Source organism: Variovorax sp. AC103 (genome assembly GCF_979254005.1).
In genome coordinates, this window is the sequence record NZ_CEEDFC010000027.1 from 68859 (window position 1) to 94490 (window position 25632).

24 protein-coding genes, 1 tRNA gene and 1 pseudogene are annotated in these 25632 nt (G+C 65.6%); 10 read left to right on the forward strand and 16 right to left on the reverse strand.

Features of this window, described 5'->3' with window-relative positions; translation table 11 throughout:
- Window positions 1-26 precede the first annotated feature (26 nt).
- From AC0IYU_RS30150 to AC0IYU_RS30215, 14 genes and pseudogenes are all read right to left on the reverse strand, one after another.
- Entirely contained in the window at window positions 27-1478 is a 1452-nt protein-coding gene (locus AC0IYU_RS30150; RefSeq protein ID WP_472124842.1) for an HD domain-containing phosphohydrolase, read from the reverse strand.
- Between the two features lie 67 nt (window positions 1479-1545).
- On the reverse strand, window positions 1546-2325 hold the full coding sequence (locus tag AC0IYU_RS30155; protein WP_472124845.1) for an alpha/beta fold hydrolase: 780 nt from the start codon (window positions 2323-2325) through the stop codon (window positions 1546-1548).
- Between the two features lie 677 nt (window positions 2326-3002).
- A pseudogene (locus AC0IYU_RS30160) lies at window positions 3003-3190 on the reverse strand (methyl-accepting chemotaxis protein); the annotation flags it as partial.
- A 225-nt stretch (window positions 3191-3415) separates the two neighbouring features.
- Window positions 3416-3492, reverse strand: a tRNA-Pro gene (locus AC0IYU_RS30165).
- Window positions 3493-3518: 26 nt separating this feature from the next.
- Window positions 3519-3983 (reverse strand): MerR family transcriptional regulator, encoded by a 465-nt coding sequence (locus tag AC0IYU_RS30170; protein ID WP_472124847.1) that lies wholly within the window; start codon window positions 3981-3983, stop codon window positions 3519-3521.
- 64 nt (window positions 3984-4047) lie between these two features.
- Window positions 4048-4419, reverse strand: coding sequence for an integration host factor subunit alpha (locus tag AC0IYU_RS30175; protein ID WP_435436677.1), 372 nt, complete (start codon window positions 4417-4419; stop codon window positions 4048-4050).
- 5 nt (window positions 4420-4424) lie between these two features.
- A complete protein-coding gene (pheT, locus tag AC0IYU_RS30180) occupies window positions 4425-6866 on the reverse strand; it encodes a phenylalanine--tRNA ligase subunit beta (protein ID WP_472124850.1) in 2442 nt (813 codons plus the stop codon).
- Between the two features lie 38 nt (window positions 6867-6904).
- Window positions 6905-7981, reverse strand: coding sequence for a phenylalanine--tRNA ligase subunit alpha (pheS, locus tag AC0IYU_RS30185; RefSeq protein ID WP_435436675.1), 1077 nt, complete (start codon window positions 7979-7981; stop codon window positions 6905-6907).
- A 113-nt stretch (window positions 7982-8094) separates the two neighbouring features.
- Window positions 8095-8454, reverse strand: coding sequence for a 50S ribosomal protein L20 (gene rplT, locus AC0IYU_RS30190; protein WP_007832499.1), 360 nt, complete (start codon window positions 8452-8454; stop codon window positions 8095-8097).
- A gap of 24 nt (window positions 8455-8478) precedes the next feature.
- Window positions 8479-8682 (reverse strand): 50S ribosomal protein L35, encoded by a 204-nt coding sequence (gene rpmI / locus AC0IYU_RS30195; RefSeq protein ID WP_007832497.1) that lies wholly within the window; start codon window positions 8680-8682, stop codon window positions 8479-8481.
- Window positions 8683-8840: 158 nt separating this feature from the next.
- Window positions 8841-9464 (reverse strand): translation initiation factor IF-3, encoded by a 624-nt coding sequence (gene infC, locus AC0IYU_RS30200; RefSeq protein WP_435436705.1) that lies wholly within the window; start codon window positions 9462-9464, stop codon window positions 8841-8843.
- Window positions 9465-9565: 101 nt separating this feature from the next.
- A complete protein-coding gene (gene thrS, locus AC0IYU_RS30205) occupies window positions 9566-11473 on the reverse strand; it encodes a threonine--tRNA ligase (RefSeq protein ID WP_472124853.1) in 1908 nt (635 codons plus the stop codon).
- Between the two features lie 344 nt (window positions 11474-11817).
- Window positions 11818-13149, reverse strand: coding sequence for an isocitrate lyase (aceA, locus tag AC0IYU_RS30210; protein WP_472124856.1), 1332 nt, complete (start codon window positions 13147-13149; stop codon window positions 11818-11820).
- A gap of 206 nt (window positions 13150-13355) precedes the next feature.
- Window positions 13356-13769: a gamma-glutamylcyclotransferase family protein gene (locus AC0IYU_RS30215; protein ID WP_472124859.1), complete on the reverse strand. Its 414-nt coding sequence runs from the start codon at window positions 13767-13769 to the stop codon at window positions 13356-13358.
- Window positions 13770-13805: 36 nt separating this feature from the next.
- Between AC0IYU_RS30215 and AC0IYU_RS30220 the strand changes: the two genes are divergently transcribed.
- Together AC0IYU_RS30220 and AC0IYU_RS30225 are read left to right on the forward strand one after the other, a co-directional pair.
- Window positions 13806-14738: a DMT family transporter gene (locus AC0IYU_RS30220; protein ID WP_472124862.1), complete on the forward strand. Its 933-nt coding sequence runs from the start codon at window positions 13806-13808 to the stop codon at window positions 14736-14738.
- 155 nt (window positions 14739-14893) lie between these two features.
- Entirely contained in the window at window positions 14894-15358 is a 465-nt protein-coding gene (locus tag AC0IYU_RS30225) for an SWIB/MDM2 domain-containing protein (RefSeq protein WP_093128656.1), read from the forward strand.
- Between the two features lie 40 nt (window positions 15359-15398).
- Here the strand turns inward: AC0IYU_RS30225 and AC0IYU_RS30230 are convergent, their stop codons facing one another.
- Window positions 15399-16178, reverse strand: a complete 780-nt coding sequence (locus AC0IYU_RS30230) for a helix-turn-helix domain-containing protein (protein ID WP_472124864.1) — start codon at window positions 16176-16178, stop codon at window positions 15399-15401.
- Window positions 16179-16281: 103 nt separating this feature from the next.
- Here AC0IYU_RS30230 and AC0IYU_RS30235 point away from each other — a divergent pair, with 103 nt between their 5' ends.
- Window positions 16282-16575, forward strand: a complete 294-nt coding sequence (locus tag AC0IYU_RS30235) for a hypothetical protein (protein ID WP_472124867.1) — start codon at window positions 16282-16284, stop codon at window positions 16573-16575.
- On the opposite strand, the gene AC0IYU_RS30240 is transcribed toward AC0IYU_RS30235, so the two are convergent.
- A complete protein-coding gene (locus AC0IYU_RS30240; RefSeq protein WP_472124870.1) occupies window positions 16541-18265 on the reverse strand; it encodes a thiamine pyrophosphate-binding protein in 1725 nt (574 codons plus the stop codon). The two genes, AC0IYU_RS30235 and AC0IYU_RS30240, sit on opposite strands and share 35 nt — an antisense overlap.
- Window positions 18266-18359: 94 nt before the next feature.
- Here AC0IYU_RS30240 and AC0IYU_RS30245 point away from each other — a divergent pair, with 94 nt between their 5' ends.
- The 7 genes from AC0IYU_RS30245 to AC0IYU_RS30275 all read left to right on the forward strand — a co-directional run bounded on the left by AC0IYU_RS30245 (window position 18360) and on the right by AC0IYU_RS30275 (window position 25630).
- Window positions 18360-19025: a TetR/AcrR family transcriptional regulator gene (locus tag AC0IYU_RS30245; RefSeq protein ID WP_472124872.1), complete on the forward strand. Its 666-nt coding sequence runs from the start codon at window positions 18360-18362 to the stop codon at window positions 19023-19025.
- A 160-nt stretch (window positions 19026-19185) separates the two neighbouring features.
- Window positions 19186-20181: a tripartite tricarboxylate transporter substrate binding protein gene (locus AC0IYU_RS30250; protein WP_472124875.1), complete on the forward strand. Its 996-nt coding sequence runs from the start codon at window positions 19186-19188 to the stop codon at window positions 20179-20181.
- A 25-nt stretch (window positions 20182-20206) separates the two neighbouring features.
- Window positions 20207-20980 carry an ABC transporter permease gene (locus AC0IYU_RS30255; RefSeq protein WP_435436664.1) on the forward strand — a complete coding sequence of 258 codons (774 nt, stop codon included), beginning with the start codon at window positions 20207-20209 and terminating at the stop codon, window positions 20978-20980.
- A gap of 46 nt (window positions 20981-21026) precedes the next feature.
- Entirely contained in the window at window positions 21027-22040 is a 1014-nt protein-coding gene (locus tag AC0IYU_RS30260) for an ABC transporter substrate-binding protein (RefSeq protein ID WP_472124878.1), read from the forward strand.
- Between the two features lie 153 nt (window positions 22041-22193).
- Window positions 22194-22973, forward strand: a complete 780-nt coding sequence (locus AC0IYU_RS30265; RefSeq protein WP_472124881.1) for an ABC transporter ATP-binding protein — start codon at window positions 22194-22196, stop codon at window positions 22971-22973.
- A gap of 11 nt (window positions 22974-22984) precedes the next feature.
- A complete protein-coding gene (locus tag AC0IYU_RS30270; protein WP_472124887.1) occupies window positions 22985-24415 on the forward strand; it encodes an enolase C-terminal domain-like protein in 1431 nt (476 codons plus the stop codon).
- A 51-nt stretch (window positions 24416-24466) separates the two neighbouring features.
- Complete coding sequence (locus AC0IYU_RS30275) at window positions 24467-25630, forward strand: Gfo/Idh/MocA family protein (RefSeq protein WP_472124890.1); 1164 nt, start codon at window positions 24467-24469, stop codon at window positions 25628-25630.
- Window positions 25631-25632: the final 2 nt, after the last annotated feature.

Here is a 25632-nt window from a genome sequence, read left to right on the forward strand (position 1 = left end):
GCGAGGCGCGCGCCACGCGGCCTGCCTCAGAGCAGGCCGAGCGTCAGCGCCTTCAGCGTGGCCGCGGCGCGCGTGGTGCAGCCCAGCTTGCGAAAAATGTTCTCCAGGTGCGCGCGCACGGTGCTCGGGCTGATGCCCAGCGAGCGTGCCGCTTCCTTGTTGCTTTCGCCGAGGCTGATGCGGCCGAGCACTTCGACCTCGCGGCCGGAGAGCAGCGCGGACGCATCGCCCGCCGGCAACTGCACCGCGGCGTCGACGTGCGGGTGCCCGGTGAGCGCGGCGACCGCATGCGCGTCGAGCCGCCCTGCATCGGCCTCGGCGCGCAAGGCGCCGAACGCGTCGGCCTCGCTCAGCGCGGCCTGGCCGGGGCGGCCGGTACACAAGGCCACCCAGTGCGCGGCCACGGCAAGCACACGCGCCTCGGTGTCGATGGCCGCGCCCTTCACGCCGCGAAAGAACCCGGAGCCGTCGAGGCGCTCGTCCACGAAGGAGGCGATCTCGGCCTCGGGGCGCAGCGTGTCGATGCGGCGCGCCGCACGCTCCGTCCAGTACGGCACGAGGCGCAGCCGCTCGGTGTCGGCCTCGCTGCGCACGCCGGGCACGTCCCACACGCCGTTGGGCACCGACGCGCGACCGATGCCATGGATGAGCCCCGCGCGGTAAATGCGCTGCTGCCGCGCGGCGTCGAGCCCCATGTCCGCCGCGCAGCGCAAGGCCGCTTCGGCCACCCGGCGCGAGAAGCCGGTCATCCACGGCAGCTTGAGGTCGATCACGTCGGCGATGAGTTCGAGCGGTGCGGTGGTGCCCTGCAACGCACCGGCCAGGGGCAAGGGCTCGGCGGCGGCGCCCTGCTCCAGCACGTGGAGCCAGTCGAGCGCATGCCGCTGCACCGCATCGACCAGGAAGGCCGGGTAGCGCGCATCGGCACGCTCGGCGATGTAGCGCAGCGCGTTGTTCAGGCCGTGCACGCGGGAAAAAATCTCGAGGTCGCCCGCAATGGACACCAGGAACACTTCTTCGGGAATGCGCGAGGCGTCGAGCCCGTTCGGCTTGCCGTGACCGTCGAAGGTTTCGAAGATGTGGCGCAGCGGCAGCTCCACCGCCGCCGGCATGCCCAGCGTGCGGGCGATGTCGCCGGACACTTCGCAATGGATTTCGGCGAGCGGGCCGACGGTGCCTGCAAAGTCGGATGCCGCGCGCGCCGAGGGGGTCGAGAGCATGGTGCGCCGCCCGCCGACGTCGTCGCCCAGCAGGTCGGAGAACTCGGGCGCATTGGCCGTGCACCCTGACCAGCGCAGCAGCGACACGCAGGCCGCATGGCCCTGCGTTTCCTGGCTGCGCCCGGTGGCGGCCGCGAGCTGCGAAGCCAGCCACGCGGTGCGCGCCGAATGGTCGATGGGCTGGCCCATGCTGAGATCGCCGACGAATGCGAGGGCGCGAATGGCGTCGAAGACCTGGACGGAGGAGGAAGGCGGCACGGGAGGCGGAAGAAGCGGAGGGAGGCGTGCCGGCGCAAAGGACTGCCTTGCGCCGGCACGCGGCACCTTACTTGGATTGGCGCACAGCGTCCAGGATCACCTCGGCCACCTTGGCGGGCTGCGACTGCTGAGGCACGTGGCTGCTGTTCACGCGCGTGAGGTGCGCGCCGATCTTCTTCGCCATGTCGAGCTGCAGCGCGGGCTGGATCATGTGGTCGGCGCTGGTGGCCAGGTACCACGAAGGCTTGGTCTTCCAGGCGGCCACCGAGAGCTTCTGCTCGAACGACTTGCCCAGGATGGGGCCTTGCGTCGCGGTCATGACGGCGGTGGCCGAGGCCGGCAGGTCTTGCGCGAAGTGCTTGCTCATGCCCTCCCTGGTGAGCGACAGGAAGCCGCTCTTGTCGGCCACGATGTGCGCGAAGCCGGGGGCCGGCGGATAGTCCTTGCCGAGCTCGGCGCTGTTCTGGCCGGCGTCGGGCGCGAAGGCGGCCACGTAGACGAGCGAACTCACCTTGTCGTTGGCGCCGGCCTCGGTGATGACCGAGCCGCCCCACGAATGGCCCACCAGCACCACCTTGCCGGGTTGCGCGTCGATGGCGCGCCTGGCGGCGGCCACGTCGTCTTCGAGCGAGGTCAGCGGGTTCTGCACGGCCACCACGTGCAGGCCCTTGGCCTGCAGCAGCGGAATGACCTTGGCCCAGTCGGAGCCGTCGGCGAAGGCGCCGTGGACGATCACCACGCTGGGCTTGGCGGTGTCCGATGCGGCCGGCGTGGCAGCCGTGGCGGAAAACGAGAGGCCGATGGCGGCGGCAGCGGCGGCGAGCTTGAAGCGTTGGAGGGTGGTCATGAGGATCTCGGTAGGGAGTGATGGAGAACCCGTACTGTCCGCCTCAGGGGGCGTGGCCGCCATTGGACGAATGTCCGATCGGCGGCCCTGCTATACTCGCGGCTTCGCTCAAAGATCCTGAGCGTTGCCTGTCCAGGCAAGCCGAATCTCATACCGGCGCGTCGAAGTCACTACGACGAGAAAAACAAAAATGACTTCATGCAAAAGAATTTGCCGTAGCGTGGACCGCGTAAGAGTTCACGACCACCTTCCAAAGCCCGCCTCGCGCGGGCTTTTTCATGGGCGTCAGGCCCTGGGCTCCAGCAAGGCGCGAGGAGCACAAGCACCCGGCCGGACATGACGGGCGCTGAGCGTGCACAAGAAGGTGACAGCAGGCGCGGCATCGAGGCATTCCCTGAGCAGTTTTTTTATCCCTCCCTGGCCTCTACCAGCGCCGGCCTGCTGTCGAAAGTCAGTGTGGTCCAGCGAAGTGAAGTCAGGGTGAAGTCCGCGCGCGGGTTCTGTGAAACAGGGCTCGAAGCGCTCAGAAATTGGCCCATTCTTCCGACGCGTGTCTTGCCGACTGCTTCGGCGCCGCTACTGCGCGCAAGATGCGCGGCGACGAACTGCCTGCCATGGAGAGCGCCGGTGGCGTTGCGGGCGTCTTGCGGGGCAATGCGGAAGTCTCAGGATGTTGGCTGAAACGCGATGCCGTCGATCACGCCAATGATGTCCAGATCTTCTTCGACGAGCTGTGGATCGATGCCATGGTGCCGACCACCTGCGAGCCCACCGTGCCGCCCTTGTTGGCCACCTCGGAGGCCGACCTGGCCAGCTGGTCGGCCTGGCGTGCGTCCTCCGCGTTCTGCCTGACCGTGGACAACAGAGAACCGGCTGCGTCGCCGGTCCTCTTTGTCTATCGTCACCCAGGCCTGCTGCTTGAAGATTCGGCTGTGCAAGAGCGGATCGCGAGCGTGCATGGAATCGGTCTTGCCCAATTTTTTGCGGCCTGCGTGGAGTGGCATGCGGAGGTGAAACTGCTTGCATGGCACTCAGGAAAAAAAACGGGTCAGAGCTTGTGGCTCTGACCCGTTGTTCCATCTACTGATTTTGGTCGGTGTGAAAGGATTCGAACCTTCGACCCCTTGCACCCCATGCAAGTGCGCTACCAGGCTGCGCCACACACCGAAGCTCTCAATTATAGCTGTGTAATTTCAGCGTCCGATGGTCAACAGCTCACGAATTTCAAAGAGTTCGCGACGCAGGTGCAACAACTGCGACAGATCGGCCGGCTTCGCCGTTGCTGACGCCGACACGGGCGCCTCCTGCACGACGGCGGCGTCGAATTCTTCCTGGTCGATCTCGATCGCTTCCATGCCTTCGAGCGGAACCTCGCCGGCCTTGCGGCGCTCGCGCTCGCCCTGCACGAGTTCCTGCAGCTTGTTGCGCGCACCGCTGATGGTGAAGCCCTGGTCATAGAGCAGGTCGCGAATGCGGCGAATCATGAGCACCTCGTGGTGCTGGTAGTAGCGGCGGTTGCCACGACGCTTCATGGGGCGCAGTTGCGTGAACTCCTGCTCCCAGTAGCGCAGCACGTGCGGCTTGACGCCACAAAGTTCGCCCACCTCACCGATGGTGAAGTAGCGTTTGACAGGAATCGGCGGGAGCGTTTTCTCCATTGAAATCAAGACTGTGCGCGGGAAACCTTAGAGATTACTCCACGCAGGCGCACAGCACCAAGCACTATTCCGCGCCCAGGCTCCACTCGACCTCGGACGCGTTGCCCTGATCGATGCTTCCGTGGATCTGTTCCTTCAGTTTCGCGCTCGCGTGGAAGGTGGCCACGCGGCGCTCACCGATGGGAATGGCTTCGCCGGTGCGCGGATTGCGGCCCGGCCGTGGCGCCTTCACGCGAATCTGGAAGTTGCCGAAGCCCGAGATCTTCACGTCCGTGCCTTCAATGAGGCTGCCGGCCACGAGCTCGAAGAAGGCTTCGACCATGTCCTTGGACTCACGCTTGTTCAAGCCGATCTGCTCGAACAGCAGGTCGGCCAGATGCGCCTTGGTGAGCGCCGGTGTTTCGAGGGCCTCGAGCGTGAATTCGGCAGCGTTCATTCTCATCAACCCCTCAAGCGGCCGCCGAGCGTGGCGCCCAATTGTTCGACGATGGCACGCACGGCGGGTTCGACCTGCTCGTCCGTCAGGGTGGCGCTGTCGCTCTGGAAGCTCAGGCGCACCGCCATGCTTTTCTCGCCCTGCGCCAGCGCACCCGGCGCGGCCGCGGCGCCATCGCGCAACGGCTGCGGACGGTAGATGTCGAACAGCGCCGCATCGCGCAGCAGCCCCTGCGCAGCGGTTGCCGCGCGAATGGTCTGCATGAGCGCGTCGTGCGTGACCGACTCCGCGACGACGACCGCGATGTCGCGTTCGACGGCTTGGTGCTTGGGCACGGCCTGCGCCACCGGCACGGGCCGCGCGGTCACGGCGTCGAGGTCGAGTTCGAACAGCACCGGCGCCTGTGAGAAGTCCCACTTCTGGCGCCAGCGCGGATGCAGTTCGCCGACGAAGCCGACAGCCTTGCCGTCGACCAGCACGCGCGCCGAACGGCCAGGGTGGAGCGCGGGATGCTCGGCCACCTCGAAGGTCGGGACCACGGGCGCAAGCAGCGCTTCGACGTCGCCCTTCACGTCATAGAAATCGACGCGCTGCGACTTGCCGTCCCAGCGCGACTCATCGGCGTCGCCCCAGGCCAGGCCAGCCACGCGCATCGGCTGGTTCACACCGCGCACTGTGCTGTCGGTGGTGGCCACGCTGTCGTCGCGCAGGAACACACGGCCCGCTTCGAACACGCGCACACGTGGCGCCTTGCGGTCGAGGTTGAACTTGAGCACCTGCATCAGCGAACCGAGCAGCGAGGAGCGCATCACGCTCATCTGGCTGGCGATGGGATTCAGCAGCTTGATCGGGTTGGCCTTGCCGGCCAGGTCTTGCTCCCAGTGCGCTTCGACAAAGCTGAAGTTGATCGTTTCCTGGTAACCCAGCGCGGCCAGGCTGCGGCGCACCGCGAACCGGCTGCGCTGTGCCTCAGGGCGCACGCGCGCGGTGATGGGCGCCAGCGGCGCCGTGGTCGGCAGGTTGTTGAAGCCGATCAGGCGAGCGACTTCTTCGATCAGGTCTTCTTCGATCAGCAGGTCGAAGCGATGCGGCGGCGGCGTCACGGTCAACGTGCCCTCGCCTTCCTTGATCGCAAAGCCGAGGCGGTTCAACGCATCGGCGCACTGCGCCTGGGTCAGCGGCATGCCGATGACGCGCGCTGCACGCGCCACGCGCAGCGTGACGGGCACGACCGCGGGCAGGTGCAGCGTCTGGTCGTCGATGGCGCCGACCTGGCCGCCGCAGATCTCGACGATCAGTTGCGTGATGCGCTCGATGATCTGCACCGTGCGGCTCGGATCGACACCGCGCTCGTAGCGGTGGCCTGCATCGGTCGAGAAGTTGAAACGGCGCGAACGGCCCTGCACGGCTTCGGGCCACCAGAACGCGGCTTCGACGTAGATGTTGCGCGTGTCGTCGGACACCGAGGTGGCGTCGCCGCCCATGATGCCGGCGAGCGACTCGACCTCGCGGTCGTCGGCAATCACGCCGACCTTGTCGTCGACCGAGATGGTCGTGCCGTTCAGCAGCTTGAGCTGTTCGCCCGCCTTGCCCCAGCGCACCGTGAGCCCGCCGTGGATCTTGTCGAGGTCGAAGATGTGGGTCGGCTGGCCGTACTCGAACATCACGTAGTTCGAGATGTCGACCAGCGGGGTCACGCTGCGTTGTCCGCAGCGCGCGAGGCGCTCGACCATCCAGCCGGGCGTGCTCACCTGGGTGTTCACGCCGCGCATGATGCGGCCCGAGAAACGGCCGCAGAGTTCGGGTGCTTCGACCTTGACGGGCAACACGTCGGTGAACGCGGCCGCGACCGCGGCGATGGCCGGGGTCTTGAGCGGCGCACCGGTGAGCGCGGCGAGTTCACGCGCCACGCCATAGACGCTCAGGCCGTGCGCCAGGTTGGGCGTGAGCTTGAGCGTGAGCAACGCGTCGTCGAGCTTGAGCACGTCGCGCACGTCGGCGCCGATGGGTGCATCGGCATCGAGCTCGAGCAGGCCGCCATGGTCTTCGCTGAGTTTCAGCTCGCGCGCCGAGCACAGCATGCCCTGGCTTTCGACGCCGCGCAGCTGACCGAGCTTGATGAGGAAAGGCTTGCCATCTTCGCCCGGTGGCAACTCGGCGCCGACAAGCGCACAGGGCACCTTGATGCCGACGCGCGCGTTGGGCGCGCCGCACACGATGTTGAGCAAGGCGCCCTGCCCCGCATCGACCTGGCACACGCGCAGGCGATCGGCGTTGGGGTGCTGCACCGCTGCCTTGATTTCACCGACCACGATGCGCGTGAAAGGCGGCGCCACCGGTCGGCGCTCCTCGACCTCGAAGCCGCCCATGGTGAGCGTTTCGGCCAGTGCGGCGCTGTCGAGGGGCGGGTTGCAGAACTCGCGCAGCCAGGATTCCGGGAATTGCATCTCTTCGATCTCGATCTGGTTTTTTTATGGGTGGGTGCTTACTGGAACTGCGAGAGGAAACGCAGGTCGCCGTCGAAGAAGAGGCGCAGGTCGTTCACGCCATAGCGCAGCATCGTGAGCCGATCGGGGCCCATGCCGAAGGCGAAGCCAATGTAGCGCTCGGGATCGAGCCCCATGTTGCGCACCACGTTCGGGTGCACCTGGCCGGCGCCCGACACCTCGAGCCAGCGGCCGGCCAGCGGGCCGCTCGCGAACTGGATGTCGATCTCGGCGCTGGGCTCGGTGAACGGAAAGAAACTCGGGCGGAAGCGCAGCACGAGGTCGTCGCGCTCGAAGAAGGTGCGGCAGAAGTCGGTGAAGACGACCTTCAGGTCCTTGAAGCTCACGTTCTCGCCGAGCCACAGGCCTTCGCATTGGTGGAACATGGGCGAATGCGTGGCGTCGCTGTCGACACGGTAGGTGCGGCCCGGCGCGATCACGCGGATCTCGGGCGCCTTGACGGTGCCGGTCGCGTCTGCGGCGGCAGCGGCGAACTCGGCCGCATATTTCTTGATGTGCTGATGCGCATAGCGCACCTGCATCGGGCTGGTGTGCGGACGCAGGTTGTAGGGAACACCGTCGTCGCCGTTGATATCGACATAGAAGGTGTCCTGCATCGAACGCGCCGGATGGTTCGGCGGGTTGTTGAGCGAGGTGAAGCTGTGCCAGTCGCTCTCGATCTCGGGGCCGTCGGCCACGTCGAAGCCCATGCTCGAGAAGATCTCCTCGATGCGCTCCAGCGTGCGGCTCACGGGGTGCAGGCCTCCCGGAATGCGGCGGCGGCCGGGCAGGCTCACGTCGAGCGCCTCGGCGCGCAGTTGCAGCGAGAGTTCTTCGTCTGCCAGTTGCTGCCGGCGCTCGGTCAAGGCGGCCTCGATGGCCTGCTTGCCCACGTTGATCGCGGCGCCGCGGGACTTCTTCTCCTCGACACTCAGTGCGGCCATGCCCTTCATCAGCTCGGTGATGCGACCCGACTTGCCGAGGAACTGCGCCTTGGCGTTTTCGAGTTCAGCGGGCGTTTTCGCCTGGGCGAAAGCGGCGCCTGCGGTGGCTACCAGGGAGTCCAGCTCGTTCATAGCAACAAAAATCTTCGAGGGGAAATAAAAAAGAGCTGGAGCCTTTTCAAGCGCCAGCCCTTGAGCCGTGGGCGCAGGAAGCCGCCCGAAGGCGGCACTCCTGCTGTGCAGAATCAAGCAGCCAGCTTGGCCTTGACCTGCTCCACGATGCCGGCAAAAGCGGCCTTGTCGTGCACGGCGATGTCCGCAAGCATCTTGCGGTCGATCTCGATACCGGCCTTGCGGATGCCGTTGGCGAACTGGCTGTAGGTCAGGCCCAGTTCACGCGAGGCGGCGTTGATACGCGCAATCCACAACTGACGGAACACGCGCTTCTTGGTACGGCGGTCACGGTAGGCGTATTGGCCTGCCTTCATCACCGCCTGTTTGGCGACGCGGAAAACATTGCCGCGGCGACCGCGGAAACCCTTGGCGAGTGCGAGAACTTTCTTGTGGCGGGCGCGAGCCGTTACACCACGTTTGACGCGAGGCATGTGTGTACTCCTTGTTCGTCTGAGTTAAATGCCACGGCCGGGCAGCATGGCGGCGACAGAAACCATGTTGGTTTCATGCACTGCGACTGCACCACGGAGGTGACGCTTGTTCTTGGTGGTCTTCTTCGTCAAGATGTGACGCTTGAAGGCTTGACCGCGCTTGACGGTGCCACCGGGACGAACGCGGAAACGTTTTTTCGCGCTGCTCTTGGTCTTCATTTTGGGCATGTGAATGCTCCTTTAGTTTGTGCTCGTGAGGCGCCGCGGATACTCCACGGACTTGTTGGCCCCGAGACACTTCTTTATCTCGCCGCTGCCTGCGCTTCTTTCGAAGTGCCGGCAACGGCGAAATCCCTTCAAAACCTCGCTACTGCGACCCCGCCCGTTCAGGCCGTTGCGGGAGACGCCGCTGCCGGCGCAGCATCTGCTGCCGGCTTCGGTGCGGCGCCTCCGGCCTTCTTGCGGCCCGGCGCGATCATCATGATCATCTGGCGGCCTTCGAGCTTCGGGAACTGCTCGACCATGATCAGGTCGCCCAGTTCGTCGCGAATGCGCTGCAGCAGTGCCAAACCGAGCTCCTGGTGCGTGATCTCGCGGCCACGGAAGCGCAGCGTGATCTTGCATTTGTCGCCCTCATCGAGAAAGCGCTTGATGTTGCGCATCTTGATGTTGTAGTCGCCGTCGTCGGTACCGGGGCGGAACTTGATTTCCTTGACCTCGATGACCTTTTGCTTCGACTTCGCCTCGGCTGCCTTCTTCTGCTCGTGGTACTTGAACTTTCCGTACTCGATCAGGCGGCAAACCGGCGGGTTGGCCGCCGCAACGACCTCCACCAGATCCACGTCAGCCTCGCCGGCAAGGCGCAAGGCCTCCGAGAGACTCATGACACCCATGGGCTCGTTTTCCGGGCCGACTAGGCGGACTTCCGGGGCCATGATTTCCCGGTTAAGGCGGTGTTGGCGTTCCTCGCGGTGGCGGCGGTCGCGAAATGCAGTAGCGATGGTCAGAATCCTTCAAAATTTGCTACAAAATCTGTAGCGAACGCCGGTCAGTCCTCGCGAACAAGCGATACGACCTGCAGGGGAAACATATGAGGTGTTTCCCGGACAAATCAACGCTTGTCAGCAACATCCTGGACGAGCCGTTGCACGAACGATTCGAGGGACATTGCACCGAGGTCTTGATTGCCCCGGGCGCGCACTGCGACGGCACCTGCTTCCTTTTCCTTGTCGCCTAAGACGAGGATGTAAGGGAGCTTTTGCAACGAATGCTTCCGTATTTTATACGTAATCTTTTCGTTGTGCAGGTCAAGCTGAACCCTAAGCCCTTGATTTTGCAGCGCTTTCGCCACGTCCCGAGCGTAATCGGCCTGTCCTTCACTGATATTGAGCACCGCCACCTGCACCGGAGCGAGCCATGCCGGCATTGCGCCGGAGTGGTGTTCGATCAGCATGCCGATGAACCGCTCCAGGCTGCCGACGATCGCGCGGTGCAGCATCACGGGGTGCGCGCGGCCGCTCGACTCCGTCACGTACTCGCCGCCCAGGCGCTCCGCCGTGTTGAAGTCGACCTGCATCGTGCCGCACTGCCACTGGCGACCGATGGCGTCACGCAGCGTGTATTCGATCTTCGGGCCGTAGAAGGCGCCATCCCCCGGCGAGATGACGAAGTCGACGCCCGAACGGCGCAGCGACTCCATCACCGCATGCTCGGCCTTGTCCCACAGCTCGTCGGAGCCCACGCGGTTCTCGGGACGCGTCGCGACCTTGTAGAGGATGTCCGTGAAGCCGAAGTCGGCGTAAACCTTCTGCAACTGCTCCGTGTAGGCAATGCACTCGTCCAGGATCTGGTCTTCCGTGCAGAAGATGTGCCCATCGTCCTGCGTGAAGCCGCGCACGCGCATGATGCCGTGCAGCGCGCCGCTGGGCTCGTTGCGGTGGCACTGGCCGAACTCGCCGTAGCGCAGGGGCAGGTCGCGGTAGCTGCGCAGGTCGCTCTTGAAGATCAGCACGTGGCCCGGGCAGTTCATCGGCTTGAGCGCGTACTCGCGCTTTTCCGACTCCGTCGTGAACATGTTGTCGCGGTAGTTCTGCCAGTGGCCCGTTTTCTCCCACAAGCTCTTGTCGAGAATCTGCGGGCCCTTCACTTCCCAATAGCCCGTGTCGCGGTAGATGCCGCGCATGTACTGCTCGACCTGCTGCCACACCGCCCACCCCTTCGGGTGCCAGAACACCACGCCCGGCGCCACTTCGTCGATGTGGAACAGGTCGAGCTCCTTGCCGAGCTTGCGGTGATCGCGCTTCTCGGCCTCCTCGATGCGCTGGATGTACTGGTCGAGCTGCTTCTTGTCGGCCCAGGCCGTGCCGTAGATGCGCTGCAGTTGCTCGTTCTTCGCGTCGCCGCGCCAGTAGGCACCGGCCAGCTTCGTGAGCTTGAAGACCTTCAGGAAGCGCGTGTTCGGCACGTGCGGCCCGCGGCACATGTCTACGTATTCCTGGTGGTAGTACAGGCCCATGGCCTGCTCGTCGGGCATGTCCTCGACGAGGCGCAGCTTGTAGTCCTCGCCGCGCGACTTGAACACCTCGATCACCTCGGCGCGCGGCGTCATCTTCTTGACCACGTCGTAGTCCTGCGCAATCAGCTCCCGCATGCGCGCTTCGATGGCTTCCATGTCCTCGGGCGTGAAGGGGCGCTCGTACGAGATGTCGTAGTAGAAGCCTTCGTCGATCACCGGGCCGATCACCATCTTCGCCGTCGGGTAGAGCTGCTTCACCGCATGGCCAACCAGGTGGGCCGTCGAGTGGCGGATGATCTCCAGGCCCTCGTCGTCCTTGGGCGTGATGATCTGGAGCTTCGCGTCGTGGTCGATGACGTCGCTGGCATCGACGAGCCTGCCGTCGACCTTGCCGGCCACCGTCATCTTGGCGAGGCCGGGGCCGATGGACTGGGCCACTTCGGCCACCGAAACAGGGCCTGGGAACTCGCGGCGCGAGTTGTCGGGGAGCGTGATCTGGATCATGTGAAAACCTCGGGGAGAAAAACAAAAAAGCGCGGTGGAAGACCGCGCTTTGCTTGGCTGTAGAGCTGGCAGAAGCCAGCACGCGCGGGGCTACCGGCCTTTTCCTTCGGTGAAGAAAAAGCCGCTGATTTCTTGCGGGGTAGTTCGCGGTGTCATAACCAAGGTGCCTTTCTCGCTCTTGTTGAGTGCAGAGCCGGTGATTCTAGCCGCTGCCCGCCCGGGCCGTGGGTACGGCACTCCTGGAGCCACGCGCCCCAACGAGGAAGGGGCCAAAGCAAAAGCCCGGCGATGAGCCGGGCTTGAAAGCGACGGCAAGCCGCCGCGCGTGAACCGATCCGCGAGGATCAGTGGAACTGCTCTTCCTCGGTCGAACCCGTCAGCGCCTTCACGCTGGACGAGCCGCCCTGGATCACGGTGGTCACGTCGTCGAAGTAGCCCGCGCCCACTTCCTGCTGGTGCGACACGAAGGTGTAGCCCTTGTCGCGTGCGGCGAACTCGGGCTCCTGCACCATGTTCACGTAGTGCTTCATGCCTTCGCCGTTGGCGTATGCATGGGCGAACTGGAAGGTGTTGAACCAGTTGATGTGGATACCGGCCAGCGTGATGAACTGGTACTTGTAGCCCAGCGCCGACAGGTCTTCCTGGAACGAGGCGATCTGCTTGTCGTCGAGGTTCTTCTTCCAGTTGAAGGAAGGCGAGCAGTTGTACGACAGCAGCTTGCCGGGGCAGGCCGCGTGCACGGCTTGTGCGAATTCACGGGCGAAGCCGATGTCCGGCACGCCGGTTTCGCACCACACTAGGTCGGCGTACGGTGCGTAGGCGACGCCGCGGCTGATGGCTTGTTCCAGGCCATTCTTGACGCGGTAGAAGCCTTCCTGCGTGCGCTCGCCGGTCAGGAACGGCTTGTCGTTGGCATCGTGGTCGGACGTGATCAGGTTGGCGGCTTCGGCGTCGGTGCGGGCCAGCACGATGGTCGGCACGCCCATCACGTCGGCGGCGAAGCGCGCGGAGATCAGCTTCTCGCAGGCTTCCTGCGTGGGAACCAGCACCTTGCCACCCATGTGGCCGCACTTCTTGACGGCAGCCAACTGGTCTTCGAAGTGCACGCCGGCAGCGCCCGACGCGATCATGTTCTTCATCAGTTCGAAGGCGTTCAGCACGCCGCCGAAGCCGGCTTCGGCGTCGGCCACGACCGGCAGGAAGTAGTCGATGAACTCCTTGTCGCCCGGGTTGATGCCACGGCCCCACTGGATTTCATCGGCACGGCGGAAGGTGTTGTTGATGCGGCGGACCATCGTGGGCACCGAGTCGTAGGCGTACAGCGACTGGTCGGGGTACATCGTCTCGGAGGTGTTGCCGTCGGCGGCGACCTGCCAGCCCGACAGGTACACCGCTTCCAGGCCGGCCTTGGCCTGCTGCATGGCCTGGCCGGCGGAGATGGCGCCGAACGCGTTCACGTAGCCCTTCTTGGCACCGCCGTTGATCTTGTCCCAGAGCTTTTCAGCGCCGCGCTTGGCCAGCGTGTGCTCGATGGGAAACGAGCCGCGCAGACGCACCACGTCGGCCGCGCTGTAGCCGCGCTTGACGCCCTTCCAGCGCGGGTCGGTGGCCCACTCTTTTTCGAGGGCGGCGATTTGTTGTTCGCGGCTGAGTTGTTCTGTGAGGGTCTGGGGCATGGTCACTCCGTGAGGTTGGTTGAAGGTCTGGCGCTGCGGCCGTGGGATTACTTTAATCCGCCCGCGGACTCTTATGTCTTATAGAAGACATATTTTTCAACCAATGAAATCAACAACTTACAAGAGTATTTCTCAATGCAAAATTATTTTTCTCATATTGAGAAAAAATATTGCGGCGCAACACTCTCGCATTTCGCAATGCGCAATCAACCTTTCGTGGGTGAAAACGAGCCACCGCTCAGCGCGGCATGCGCGATCCAGTCCCCGCTCTGGATCACATGGCGGCCTGCAATGCGCGACGGGTGAATCTCGTACACCAGGCAATCGACCCACTGCCCACTCACTTCGACGCGCACGCGCCGCTTGATGTACTCGCCCGAATCGTCATCGGCCACTTCCTCGAGCACATCGAGCGCAGCCTCGACCGCCGGGTCGACCGCATAGACCTCGCCCACGACACGCCCCACACCACCGAGCACGATGCCCGGATAGGCGCCCAGGTCGTACAGCGTGCCGTCGATGCAGGCCTCGCCCACTCGCACAGGCAACGGTCGGTAGCGCGCAATATCGTTGCGCCCGCCGCTGCGCAGCGTGCCGTAGACAAAAACGTGGGGCATCATCGAAACCGCTTTCCGCAACAACAAGATCCCAGTCTATTGAACTCCACCGCCCCCGCATCAGGCCGCCTCGTGGCCTACGGCTGCCTGGCCTTGAGCATGTCGCTCGTGGGCGGCTACGTCGCCCTTTCCAAACCCCTGGTTGCCGCCTTCCCCGTGCTGCTGCTCGCATGGCTGCGCTTCGGCATTGCGGCGCTCGCCATGCCGCATTGGCTCAAGCGCGCGCCCGACGAGCCGCCCATGACATCGCGCACGCGCTGGCTGGTGTTCCTCGAATCGTTCCTCGGCAACTTCCTGTTCTCGATCTGCATGCTGTTCGGCGTGAGCCTGACGAGCGCGGTGTCGGCCGGCGTGATCATGGCGTCGATCCCCGCCTGCGTGGCCGTTGCGAGCTGGCTGCTCCTGCGCGAGCGCATCACCATGCGCATCGGCGGGGCCATCGCTTGCGCGGCGCTGGGCATCGGCCTGCTCGCGCTCTCCACGGCATCTTCCGCCCACGCACCGGCCTCGACCGCCGCCATGCATTCGTCGATGCCGTGGCTCGGCAACCTGCTGGTGTTCTGCGCGGTGCTGTGCGAGACGGCCTACGCGGTGATCGGCAAGTCGCTCACGGGACGCCTCGGACCCAAACGCATCGCATCGCTCATCAACCTGTGGGGCTTCATGCTCTCGATGCCCTTCGGCATCTGGTTCGCGCTGCAGTTCGACTTCACCGCCGTGCGCTTCGGCACCTGGGCCCTGCTCGTGGCCTATGCGCTGGCCGCGAGCATCTGGACCGTATGGCTCTGGATGACCGGACTTCGCAACGTACCAGCCGCACAAGCGGGTGTCTTCGCCGTGCTGCTGCCGGTGAGCGCAGCCCTCGTGGGCGTGCTCGTGCTGGGCGAAAACCTGTCTTCGCCACAGCTGATTGCGTTCGTGATCGCCATCGTGGGCGTGGTGCTCGCAACATGGCCGGCCCGGCGAACGTGAAAAAGGACGCTTCTCCCCTCTGAAAAAACAACAGCCCCCAATGAAAAAAGCGCTTTTCCCCTTGGAAACGCGTTTTTTCTCCTTTAGCATCCGCAATGCCACTGGAGACGCAAGTTTTTCATTGGTGAACGTTCAACCAAAAAAGGAAATCAACCATGGCAACTGCAAAGAAAGCTCCGGCAAAGAAAGCTGCGGCTCCCGCGAAGAAGGCTGCTGCTCCGGCAAAGAAGGCCGCGGCTCCTGCGAAGAAGGCTGCTGCTCCGGCAAAGAAGGCTGCTGCTCCTGCGAAGAAGGCCGCCGCTCCCGCGAAGAAGGCTGCTGCTCCTGCAAAGAAGGCCGCACCCGCAAAGAAGGCTGCTCCCGCCAAGAAGCGCACGCCCAACGCCGCGTTCATGAAGGCCCTGACCCCCAGCCCGGCACTCGCCGCCGTGGTCGGCTCGACGCCGCTGCCGCGCACCGCTGTCGTGAGCAAGCTGTGGGACTACATCAAGAAGAACAACCTTCAAGACAAGGCCAACAAGCGCAACATCAACGCCGACGCCAAGCTGAAGGAAATCTTCGGCAAGGCCCAAGTGTCGATGTTCGAACTGGCCGCGCTGATCGGCAAGCACGTCAAGTAAGCACCCGGGGGCCTCGCGCTCCCGAATCAGGAAGCCGGCTTCATGCCGGCTTTTTTTTCGCCTGGGGCAAGGCCACCCCCTCCTCGAAGAAGCGCGCCGGCGTGCAGCCGAAGTGCCTGCGGAAGGCCTCGATGAAGGCGCTCACCGAGCTGTAGCCCACCGTCAATGCCACCGTCGTCACGGGCTCTTTCACGCTCAGCAGTTCCGCCGCCTTCAGCAAACGCGCCTGCTGGCGCCATTGCGCGAAGCTCAGTCCCGTCTCTGCCGCGAAGCGGCGCGTGAGCGTTCGGCGCGCCATGCCGATGCGATCGGCCCATTCGTCGATGCCATCCGCCAGCGCCGGATCGGCGGCCAGCGCGGCGGCCATCGCGACCAGGCGCCTGTCCTGCGGCATCGGCAGGTGCAGCGACGGCCTCGCGCCCGCCACAAGCTCGTCGATCAGCACACCCACCAATCGCGCACGGCGTGGCTCCTGGAGGGGATCGGATGCATCCAGCGATGTCAGCCGGTCCACCAGCCCCTGCGCCAGCGGCGTGACCGCGAACACATGCGGCCCGTCCGGCAACACGGCCGCCATCGACGCGTCGATGTGCAGGCTCCAGCCCGCCGTCGCGCCGAAGCTGCGCGCCGCATGGGCGCAGCGCGGCGCGATCCAGCCGATCCACCCCGGCGGCTGCACCCATCGCCCCGACGGTGTCTCGATGACCTGCAGGCCCTCGCGCAGCGCGAACAGCTGACCGGTCTCATGGGCGTGATACCCGGTGACGCGCGGTGCCTCGTACGCGTCGAGCCAGAGCTTCGCCGAGGCCTCAGCAGCCATGGCTGGCCCGCCGGCGGTATCGATTGGCCCCGCGCCGCAAGCCTGAACGCGCCGTGCTGCCTAGCATCGTGTTCATCTTCACCACCCCTTCAAAGGAACACACATGCAAGCCCAGGATGTACTGCCCGACGGCCAGGACTTCACCGTCATCAACGGCCACACATTGCGCAAGGGATCGGTCGGCGCCTTCCTCGCGAACGTGCGCGTCCTCGAAGACGCGCATGCGTCTGCCGAGCAGAAACACACCGCGCGGCGCGACCTGCTGTCGCTGGTTCCCACCCTCGACGCCCTGGGCCTGTTCGACGTGTTCGAAATGCGCTCGGGCGCCCTGCGCGCCGAAGTAGCCCGGCATCGCGCCGAACTCAGCGCGAGGCCTGCTGCTTCGCCGAGCGCGTGATCGACGCCAGCGTGCCGCGCGTGGTGATCACCTCGGGGTCGAGCGGAATCTCGATCAGCGTGCCCGTGTCCGCCGCCAGTGCGCGCAACAGCGCGGCTTCGAACTGCCCGGTGGCCGTCACCCGCTCGGCTGCATAGCCATAGGCGCGTGCAAGTCCGCAGAAATCGGGGTTGCGCAGCGCCGTGCCGCTCGTGCGTTCCGGGTACTCGCGCTCCTGGTGCATGCGGATGGTGCCGAACATGCCGTTGTTCAGCAGCACGATGATGCTCTTGCCGCCGTGCTGCGACGCCGTGGCCAGCTCCTGCCCCGTCATCAGGAAATCGCCGTCGCCCGCGATCGTGAAGGCCACGCGCCCCGTCGCCAGGTTGGCCGCGATGCCGGCCGGCACGCCGTAGCCCATGGCACCGCTGGTCGGCGCCAGCTGCGTCTTGGCGCCCTTGGCGAGCCCGTGGTAGCGGAAGTAGCGGTGCACCCAGCTCGCGAAGTTGCCCGCGCCGTTGGTGATGGCCGCATCCGCCGGCAGGTGCTTGTGCAGCAGCGCAACGACCTGCGCCATGTCGACCGGCCCGCGCGGCGTGTCGGCAGGCATGCCGGCGAGCGCCTGCGGCACCAGGTTGGCTTCGTAGTCGGCATGCGCCTGCAGCGTCCACTCTTCCCACGGCAGCGTCGGCGGCGCGCTCAGCACCTCCAGGCTGCGCGCGGCCGCGCTCATGCCGGCGTTGATCGCCAGGTCGGCCTGGTACACGCGGTTGAGTTCTTCCGCGCTCGCGTGGATGTGCACCAGCGTCTGCTTCGCCTTGGGCGCCTCGAGCAGCGTGTAGCCGCCGGTCGTCATCTCGCCCAGGCGCGGGCCGATCGCCAGGATCAGGTCGGCGTCCTTCACGCGCTGCGCGAGCCTGGGGTTGATGGCGATGCCGACGTCGCCCGCATACAGCGGATGGTGGTTGTCGAACGTGTCCTGAAAGCGGAAGGCGTTGGTCACCGGCAGGCGCCAGTTCTCGGCAAAGCGCTGCAGCGCCTGCGCGGCCTGCGCGGTCCAGCCGCCGCCGCCGGCAATCACCAGCGGGCGCCGGGACTTCAGCAGCAGCTCGCGCAGCGTGCGCAGCGCACCGGGGTCGCTCCAGGGTTCGACGGCGTCCACGCGCTTCAACGGCCGCGCCGCGGTCTCGCTGCGCAGCATGTCTTCCGGCAGCACCACCACCACCGGTCCGGGCCGTCCGTTCATCGCCGTGGCGAAGGCGCGTGCGATGTATTCGGGAATGCGGTTGGCGTCGTCGATGCGCTCGACCCGCTTGGCGAAGCCCTTGGTGCTCGGCCCGAAGAAGCTGCCGTAGTCGACCTCCTGGAACGCTTCGCGGTCGCGGAAGTCGCTGCCGACGTCGCCCACGAACAGCACCATCGGCGTCGAGTCCTGGAAGGCGTTGTGCACGCCGATCGACGCATTGGTCGCACCCGGACCGCGGGTCACGAAGCACACGCCCGGCCGCCCCGTGAGCTTGCCGTGCGCCTCGGCCATGAAGGCCGCGCCGCCCTCCTGCCGGTTGACGATGAAGCGCGCACGGTCGCGGTACGCATGAAAGCCGTCGAGCACCGCCAGGAAGCTTTCGCCGGGCACGCCGAACGCGATCTCCATGCCCTGCTCGACCAGGCACTCCACGATCAGGTGGCCTGCGGGTTGTGATGTACTCATGAGAAGTGAAACCTCAGCTGCAAATGTCTTCGGCAATTATGTGCGCCCCCTCCAGATGCCTTGCGTTAATTCACCAATTGGTTAAATTCGCGCCATGAAGGCCCCCAAGGACTCCGCGTCCGACGCTCCCGAACTTCTCGAACCCCGTTCGCGCGATGCCGACCGTTCGCAGCTCGCCATCCTCGCGTCGGCGCGCGACGAGTTCTCCGCGCGCGGCCTCGCAGGCGCGCGCATGGACAGCATCGCCGAGCGCGCGGGCCTCAACAAGCGGCTCATCTACTACTACTTCGGCAGCAAGGACGACCTGTTCCTGGCGGTGCTGGAGCGCACCTATGCCGACATCCGCGAGGCCGAGCAGCGCCTGCACCTCGACGAGATCGAACCGGTCGAGGCGATCCGCCAGCTGGTGTCCTTCACCTGGCACTACTACCTGGAGCACCCCGAGTTCATCACGCTGCTCAACAGCGAGAACCTGCACTGCGCGGCGCACCTGAAGCGCTCCGAGCGCATCCAGGAAATGAACTCGCCGCTGGTGCAGCTGCTCGACACCGTGCTGGAGCGCGGCAAGAAGGACGACCTGTTCCGCGCGGGCGTCGACCCGGTGCAGCTGTACATCTCCATCGCGTCGCTGTGCTACTTCTACCTGTCGAACAACCACACGCTGTCGGCCATCTTCGGGCGCGACCTGCGCGCGCCCAAGGCGATGGCGCAGCGCCTCTCGCACATGACCGACCTCGTGCTGGGCTACGTCCTGCGCTGACATCGCACTGAACGCGCGCCCTCGCGGCGCCTTCGCACTCTCCGGGTATTCACTAGGCAGCGGCCGTTGACGCTGCGGCGCAGCCGTTCTTAAAATCGTTAATTCACTCATTGGTGAATTGAACGATCAAAGAATGCGGACCCACCGCGCGGAGACAACCTTGAAGCCTCTTCTTGCAAGCACTGCACGCACCGCCGTCATTGCCTCCCTGACCTGCATCGCGGCCTTGCTGCCGGGCCTGGCCGCCGCGCAGAACGGCTACCCCACCAAGCCGATCCGCGTGATCGTTCCCTTCGCGGCCGGCAGCACCACCGACATCATTGCCCGCGCCATCACCGACAAGATGAGCCTCAGCATGGGCCAGACGCTGGTCGTCGACAACCGCGGCGGCGCCAGCGGCACCATCGGGCAGGCGGCGGTGGCCACGGCCGCTGCGGACGGCTACACGGTCATGATCCATTCGTCCTCGCACACGGTGAGCCCGTCGACCTTCGCCAAGCTGCCCTTCGACACGGTGCACGACTTCGCCGGCGTCACGCCCATCTCGTCGCTGCCCAACGCGCTGGTCATCTCGCCCTCGAAGAACATCAAGACGCTGCCGCAGTTGCTGGCCGCCGCACGCGCCAAGCCCGGCAGCATGAACTTCGCCTCCGCCGGCCAGGGCAGCGCCACGCACCTGAACGCCGAGAAGTTCAAGATGGCCGCCAAGATCGACGCGACCAACATCCCCTTCAAGGGGTCGGGAGAGGCCGTGACCGAAGTGCTCTCTGGCCGGGTCGACTACTACTTCTCCCCCATCGCGCCGGTCATCGGCCAGATCAAGGAAGGCCAGCTGCTGGCACTGGCCGTCGGCTCGCCCAAGCGCGCGGCCGCCCTGCCCGACGTGCCCACCACCACCGAGGCCGGCGTGCCGGGCTCGGAGTTCAACTTCTGGATCGGCATGATGGCGCCGGCCAAGACGCCACGCGACATCGTCGAACGACTGAACGCAGAGGTGGCCAAGGCGCTGGCCACGCCCGAGGTGAAGGAACGCTTCCTGAAGCTCGGCGCCGACGCCTGGACGCTCAAGCCCGCGCAGTTCGACGCCTACATCAAGGACGAGATCGCCAGCAACGCCGAACTCGTGAAGGCCGCCGGCCTGTCCGTGCAGCAGTAAGCACGCAAGAAAGCGTCGCCCCGCCATGCTCCGCAAGCTCCTGCTCTCCCCGGCCCTGCGCCCGTTCATCCTCATCTTGCTGCTGCTGGTGCTGTGGGACCTGGCGATCCGACTCTTCAAGATTCCGGCCTACCTGGTTCCCCCGCCGTGGGAGGTGGTGAAGCAGCTCGTGGCCGAATGGCCGCGCCTGCTGTCCGAAAGCTGGAAGACCACGCTGGCCACGCTGGGCGGCTTCGGCCTGACCATCCTGATCGGCATTCCGATGGCGATGGTCATCGCCTACTCTCGCGTGGTCGAGTCGTATGTGTACCCGCTGCTGGTGTTCTCGCAGAGCATCCCGAAGGTGGCGATCGCGCCGCTGTTCGTGGTGTGGTTCGGCTTCGGCATCTTCCCGAAGGTGATCAGCGCCTTCCTGCTGGGCTTCTTCCCGGTGGTGGTGTCCACGGTGATGGGCTTCAAGTCGGTCGAGCCCGACATGATCGATCTCTCGCGCTCCATGGGCGCGAGCCGGCTTCAGACCTTCTTCAAGATCAGCCTGCCGCAGGCCCTGCCCCAGATCTTCAGCGGCCTGAAGGTGTCGGTCACGCTGGCCGTGGTGGGTGCGGTGGTGGGCGAATTCGTCGGCTCGAACTCGGGCATCGGCTATGTGCTGCAGGTGGCCAACGGCAACTTCGACCTGCCCCTGATGTTCGCCGCGCTGGTGGTGCTGTCGAGCATCGGCGTCATTCTTTTCGTCGCGGTCGACCTGGTCGAGCGCGTGATGATTCCGTGGCACGCCTCGCAGCGCCACGCGCACTGAGTTCCTGGTTCCTTCTGCATACCAACAACCTCCCGGAGACAAGACCATGAAGAAACTGCTTCCCTCGCTGCTCGGCGCCGCCGCCTTCGCCACCTTCGCCGCCCTTTCCATCGCACCGGCCCACGCCCAGGCCGACAAGCCCAAGGACAAGGTCACGCTGATGCTCAACTGGTACCTGTACAGCGAGCACGCGCCCTTCTTCCTGGGCAAGGAAAAGGGCTTCTACGCCGAGGAAGGCATCGACCTCGACATCCAGGAGGGCCGCGGCTCCGCCGTCACCGCGCAGGCGGTGGCCGCCAAGTCGGCCACCTTCGGCTACATCGACGTCACGACCATGATCAAGGCCGCCGCCAAGGGTGCGCCGCTGAAGTCGACCGGCGTGCTGTTCCAGGTGAGCCCGATGTCGGTCATGGGCTTCACCGAGAAGAACATCAAGACACCCAAGGACATCATCGGCAAGACCGTGGCCGTGACGCCGGGCGACTCGATGTCGCAGATGTGGCCGCTCTTCCTCAAGGTCAACAACATCACGGCCGACCAGGTGAAGATCGTCTCGGGCGACGGCCAGACCAAGCTCAATGCGGTGACCAACGGCCAGGCCGACCTGCTGCTGGGCTATGTGATGGACCAGGCCATCAAGCTGCAGGACGCCACCGGCAAGCCCGTGACGCCCATCCGCTTCGCCGACTCGGGCGTGAACCAGATCAGCTCCGGGATCATCACCAACAAGAACCTGCTGACCGAGAACCCCGACCTGGTGAAGCGCTTCATGCGCGCCTCCACCAAGGCGGCCGAGGCCGCCGAGAAGAACCCCGAAGCGGCGGTGGACGCCATGCTCAAGGCCAACCCGAAGGCCGGCGTGCGCGACACGCTGATCGTGGGCATGAAGCAGAGCGTGGCGCTGTACCACACCAAGGAAACGGCCAACCAGCGCCCGTTTCGCGTGGCCATGAAGAACGTGAGCGACTCGCTCGACCTGCTGGTGCAATACGGCGGCATGGACGCATCGACGCGCGGCAAGCCGGAAGACTACGTGACGCTCGATTTCCTGCCGCAATAGGTTCACCCCAGGCTGCGCGCACTTCGTGTCGCTTCTCCCTCCCCCTTCCGGGGGCGACACCAGCGGCCCGGCAAAGCCGGTTCCGCGGTGTCTCACGAAAAAGCCGAACGCCCCGTTTTCAACTCGCTAGCTTCCGCTCTCTCTTTAAGCTCAATGTCTACCAATGTCCTGATCGAAGCGCGCGGCGTCTCGAAGATCTACCAGAGCAAGGACGGCCCGGTCGAGTCGCTCAAGCCGCTCGACTTCGCCATCGGGCAAGGCGAATTCGTCTCGGTCGTCGGCCCCTCGGGCTGCGGCAAGAGCACGCTGCTGAAGATGGTGGCGGGCCTGCTGCCCATCAGCGGCGGCAGCCTCACGCTGGCGGGCAAGCCGATCGTCGGCCCGCAGAAGGACGTGGGCATCGTGTTCCAGAGCGCGGTGCTGCTGCCCTGGCGCAGCGTGGAAGACAACATCCTGCTGCAGGCCGAGATGCGCCACCTGCCCAAGGCCGCGTCGCAGGCGCGTGCACGCGAGCTGATGGAGATGGCCGGCCTGAAGGGCTTCGAGGGCAAGTACCCCTGGCAGCTGTCGGGCGGCATGCAGCAACGCGCGTCGATCTGCCGCGCGCTGCTGCACGACCCCTCGGTGCTGCTCATGGACGAGCCCTTCGGCGCGCTCGACGCGATGACGCGCGAGAAGATGAACCTGGAGCTGCAGCGCATCTGGCTGGCCTCGAGGAAGACGGTGATGCTCATCACCCACAGCATTCCGGAGGCCATCTTCCTGTCGGACCGCGTGATCGTGATGAGCGAGCGGCCCGGCGCCATTGCCGCCGTGTACGACATCGACCTGCCGCGCGCCCGCACGCTGGACATGATGGCCTCGCCGGAATTCGGCGCGTACACGAAGCTGGTGCGCGCGCATTTCTTCTCCCAGGGCATCCTGGACCACTGAAGGCGACAGCCATGGATGCGATCCGCTTTCACGTCGAGGAAGTCCGCTTTGCCGAGCGCCACGTGGCGCTGCGGCTGCCTTTCCGCTTCGGCGCGGCCACCGTCACGGCCTGCCCGCAGGTCTACGTGAAGGCCCGCATCCGCCTGGCGGACGGCCGCACCGCCGAGGGCTGCGCCGCCGAGATGATGGTGCCCAAGTGGTTCGACAAGAACCCCGCGCTCACCCACGAGCAGAACTTCGAGCAACTGCGCTTTGCCTTGCGCGACGCGCGCGAGGCCTACACGGCCGAGCCCGAAGCGCAGACCGCGTGGACGCACTTCGCATCGAACTACGCCGCGCTGCAGGACCGTGCCAAGGCCAAGGGCCTGCAGCCGCTGGTGGCCAGCTACGGCCCGGCGCTGATCGACCGCGCCCTGTTCGACGCGCTGTGCCTGCACACCGGCGCGAGCTTTGCCACGGCAATGAACGGCAACCTCGGCGGCATCGACATCGCCGGCAGCGGCCTGGTCGACGACCTCGCGGGGTTCGACATGCACGGGTTCCTGGCCGGCAAGTCGCCGCGCATGCGCATCGCGGCGCGCCACACCGTGGGCCTGGCCGATGCCATCGACGACGAAGACGCCGCGCCCGATGCGCCGATCGACGGGCTGCCCGCCACGCTGGCCGCGGCCATGCGCCGCTACGGCCTCACGCACTTCAAGATCAAGCTGTGCGGCAACACCGCGCAGGACATCGACCGCCTGCAGCGCATCGCCCGCGTCATCGACGGCCACGCGCAACTGGTCACGCTGGACGGCAACGAGCAGTACGCGGACGCCGACGACTTCGCCACCTTTCTCGACCGCATGCTGTCCACGCCCGTGCTGTGGAAGCTCGCGCAGAAGACGGTGTTCGTCGAGCAGCCGATCCGGCGCGACGCCGCGCTGCAGCGCGACGTGTCCGCGCTGGGCAAGCGCATTCCGCTGCTCATCGACGAATCCGACGCGACGCTCGACGCCTTCGTGCAGGCCCGTGCGCTCGGCTACACCGGCGTATCGAGCAAGAGCTGCAAGGGCTTCTACAAGTCGGTGGTCAATGCGGCGCGCTGCGCCCACTGGAATGCGGCCGAAGACAAGCCGCGTTACTTCCTTTCCGGTGAAGACCTCACCATGCAGGCCGGCCTCGGCGTGCAGCAAGACCTGGCGCTGGTGGCATGGCTGGGCCTGTCGCACGTGGAGCGCAACGGGCACCACTACGTCAACGGCCTGGCAGCCGCGCCAGAGGCCGAACAGCAGGCCCTGTTGAAGCTGCACCCCGGCCTTTACGAGCAAAGCGACGGCGCGGTGCGCCTCGCCATCCGCGACGGACAAATCGACCTGTCCTCGCTCGCCACCGCGCCCGGTTTCGCCACCGGCCAACCCGGCGCCGGCATCTCGTGGGACGCGATGCGTTCCGTTTACTGAAGCCCCCCCGCTTCGATCTCCAATCTCTCTCGCATCTCAAGGAAGCAAACGATGGCCACCCAACGTCTAGGAATCATCATGCACGGCGTCACCGGCCGCATGGGCATGAACCAGCACCTGATCCGCTCGATCTGCGCCATTCGCGCCCAAGGCGGCGTCACGCTGTCGAACGGCGACAGGGTCATGCCCGACCCCATCCTCATCGGCCGCAACGCCGAGAAGATGGAGGCGCTCGCCAAGGCGCACAACATCGCGCGCTGGGGCACCGACCTCGACAAGGCCCTGGAGAACAAGGACGACACCATCTTCTTCGACGCCGGCACCACGCAGATGCGCCCCACGCTGCTCGCCAAGGCCATCCGCGCGGGCAAGCATGTGTACTGCGAGAAGCCGATCGCCACCAACCTGAACGAAGCCGTCGAAATCGCGCGCCTGGCCGAAGGCTCGGGCCTGAAGCACGGCGCGGTGCAGGACAAGCTCTTCCTGCCCGGCCTGCGCAAGCTCGACATGCTGCGCCGCGCGGGCTTCTTCGGCCGCATGCTCAGCGTGCGCCTGGAGTTCGGCTACTGGGTGTTCGAGGGCGACCTGCAGCCCATCCAGCGCCCGAGCTGGAACTACCGCAAGGAAGACGGCGGCGGCATGATCCTGGACATGATGTGCCACTGGCGCTACGTGCTGGACAACCTGTTCGGCGAGGTGAAGTCGGTGTCGTGCATAGGCGCCACCCACATCCCCAAGCGCTGGGACGAAGCCGGCGAGCCCTACCAGGCCACCGCCGACGACGCGGCCTACGCCACCTGCGAGCTCACCGGCCACAACGGCGAGCCCGTCATCGCGCAGATCAACATGAGCTGGGTCACGCGCGTGCGCCGCGACGACCTGGTCACCTTCCACGTGGACGGCACCGACGGCTCGGCCGTGGCCGGCCTGTCGAGCTGCCGCGCCCAGTCGCGCGTGGCCACGCCGCGCCCGGTGTGGAACCCCGACGAGAAGCAGACCATGAACTTCTTCGACCAGTGGCAGGAAATTCCGGACTCGCAGGTCTACGACAACGGCTTCAAGATCCAGTGGGAGCACTTCATTCGCCACGTGGTCGAGAACGCGCCCTACAAGTGGACGCTGCCCGAAGGCGCCAAGGGCGTGCAGCTGGTGGAGGCCGCGCTCGAATCGTGGAAGGACCGCCGCTGGGTCGACGTGTCCCCGCTGAAGGTCTGAGG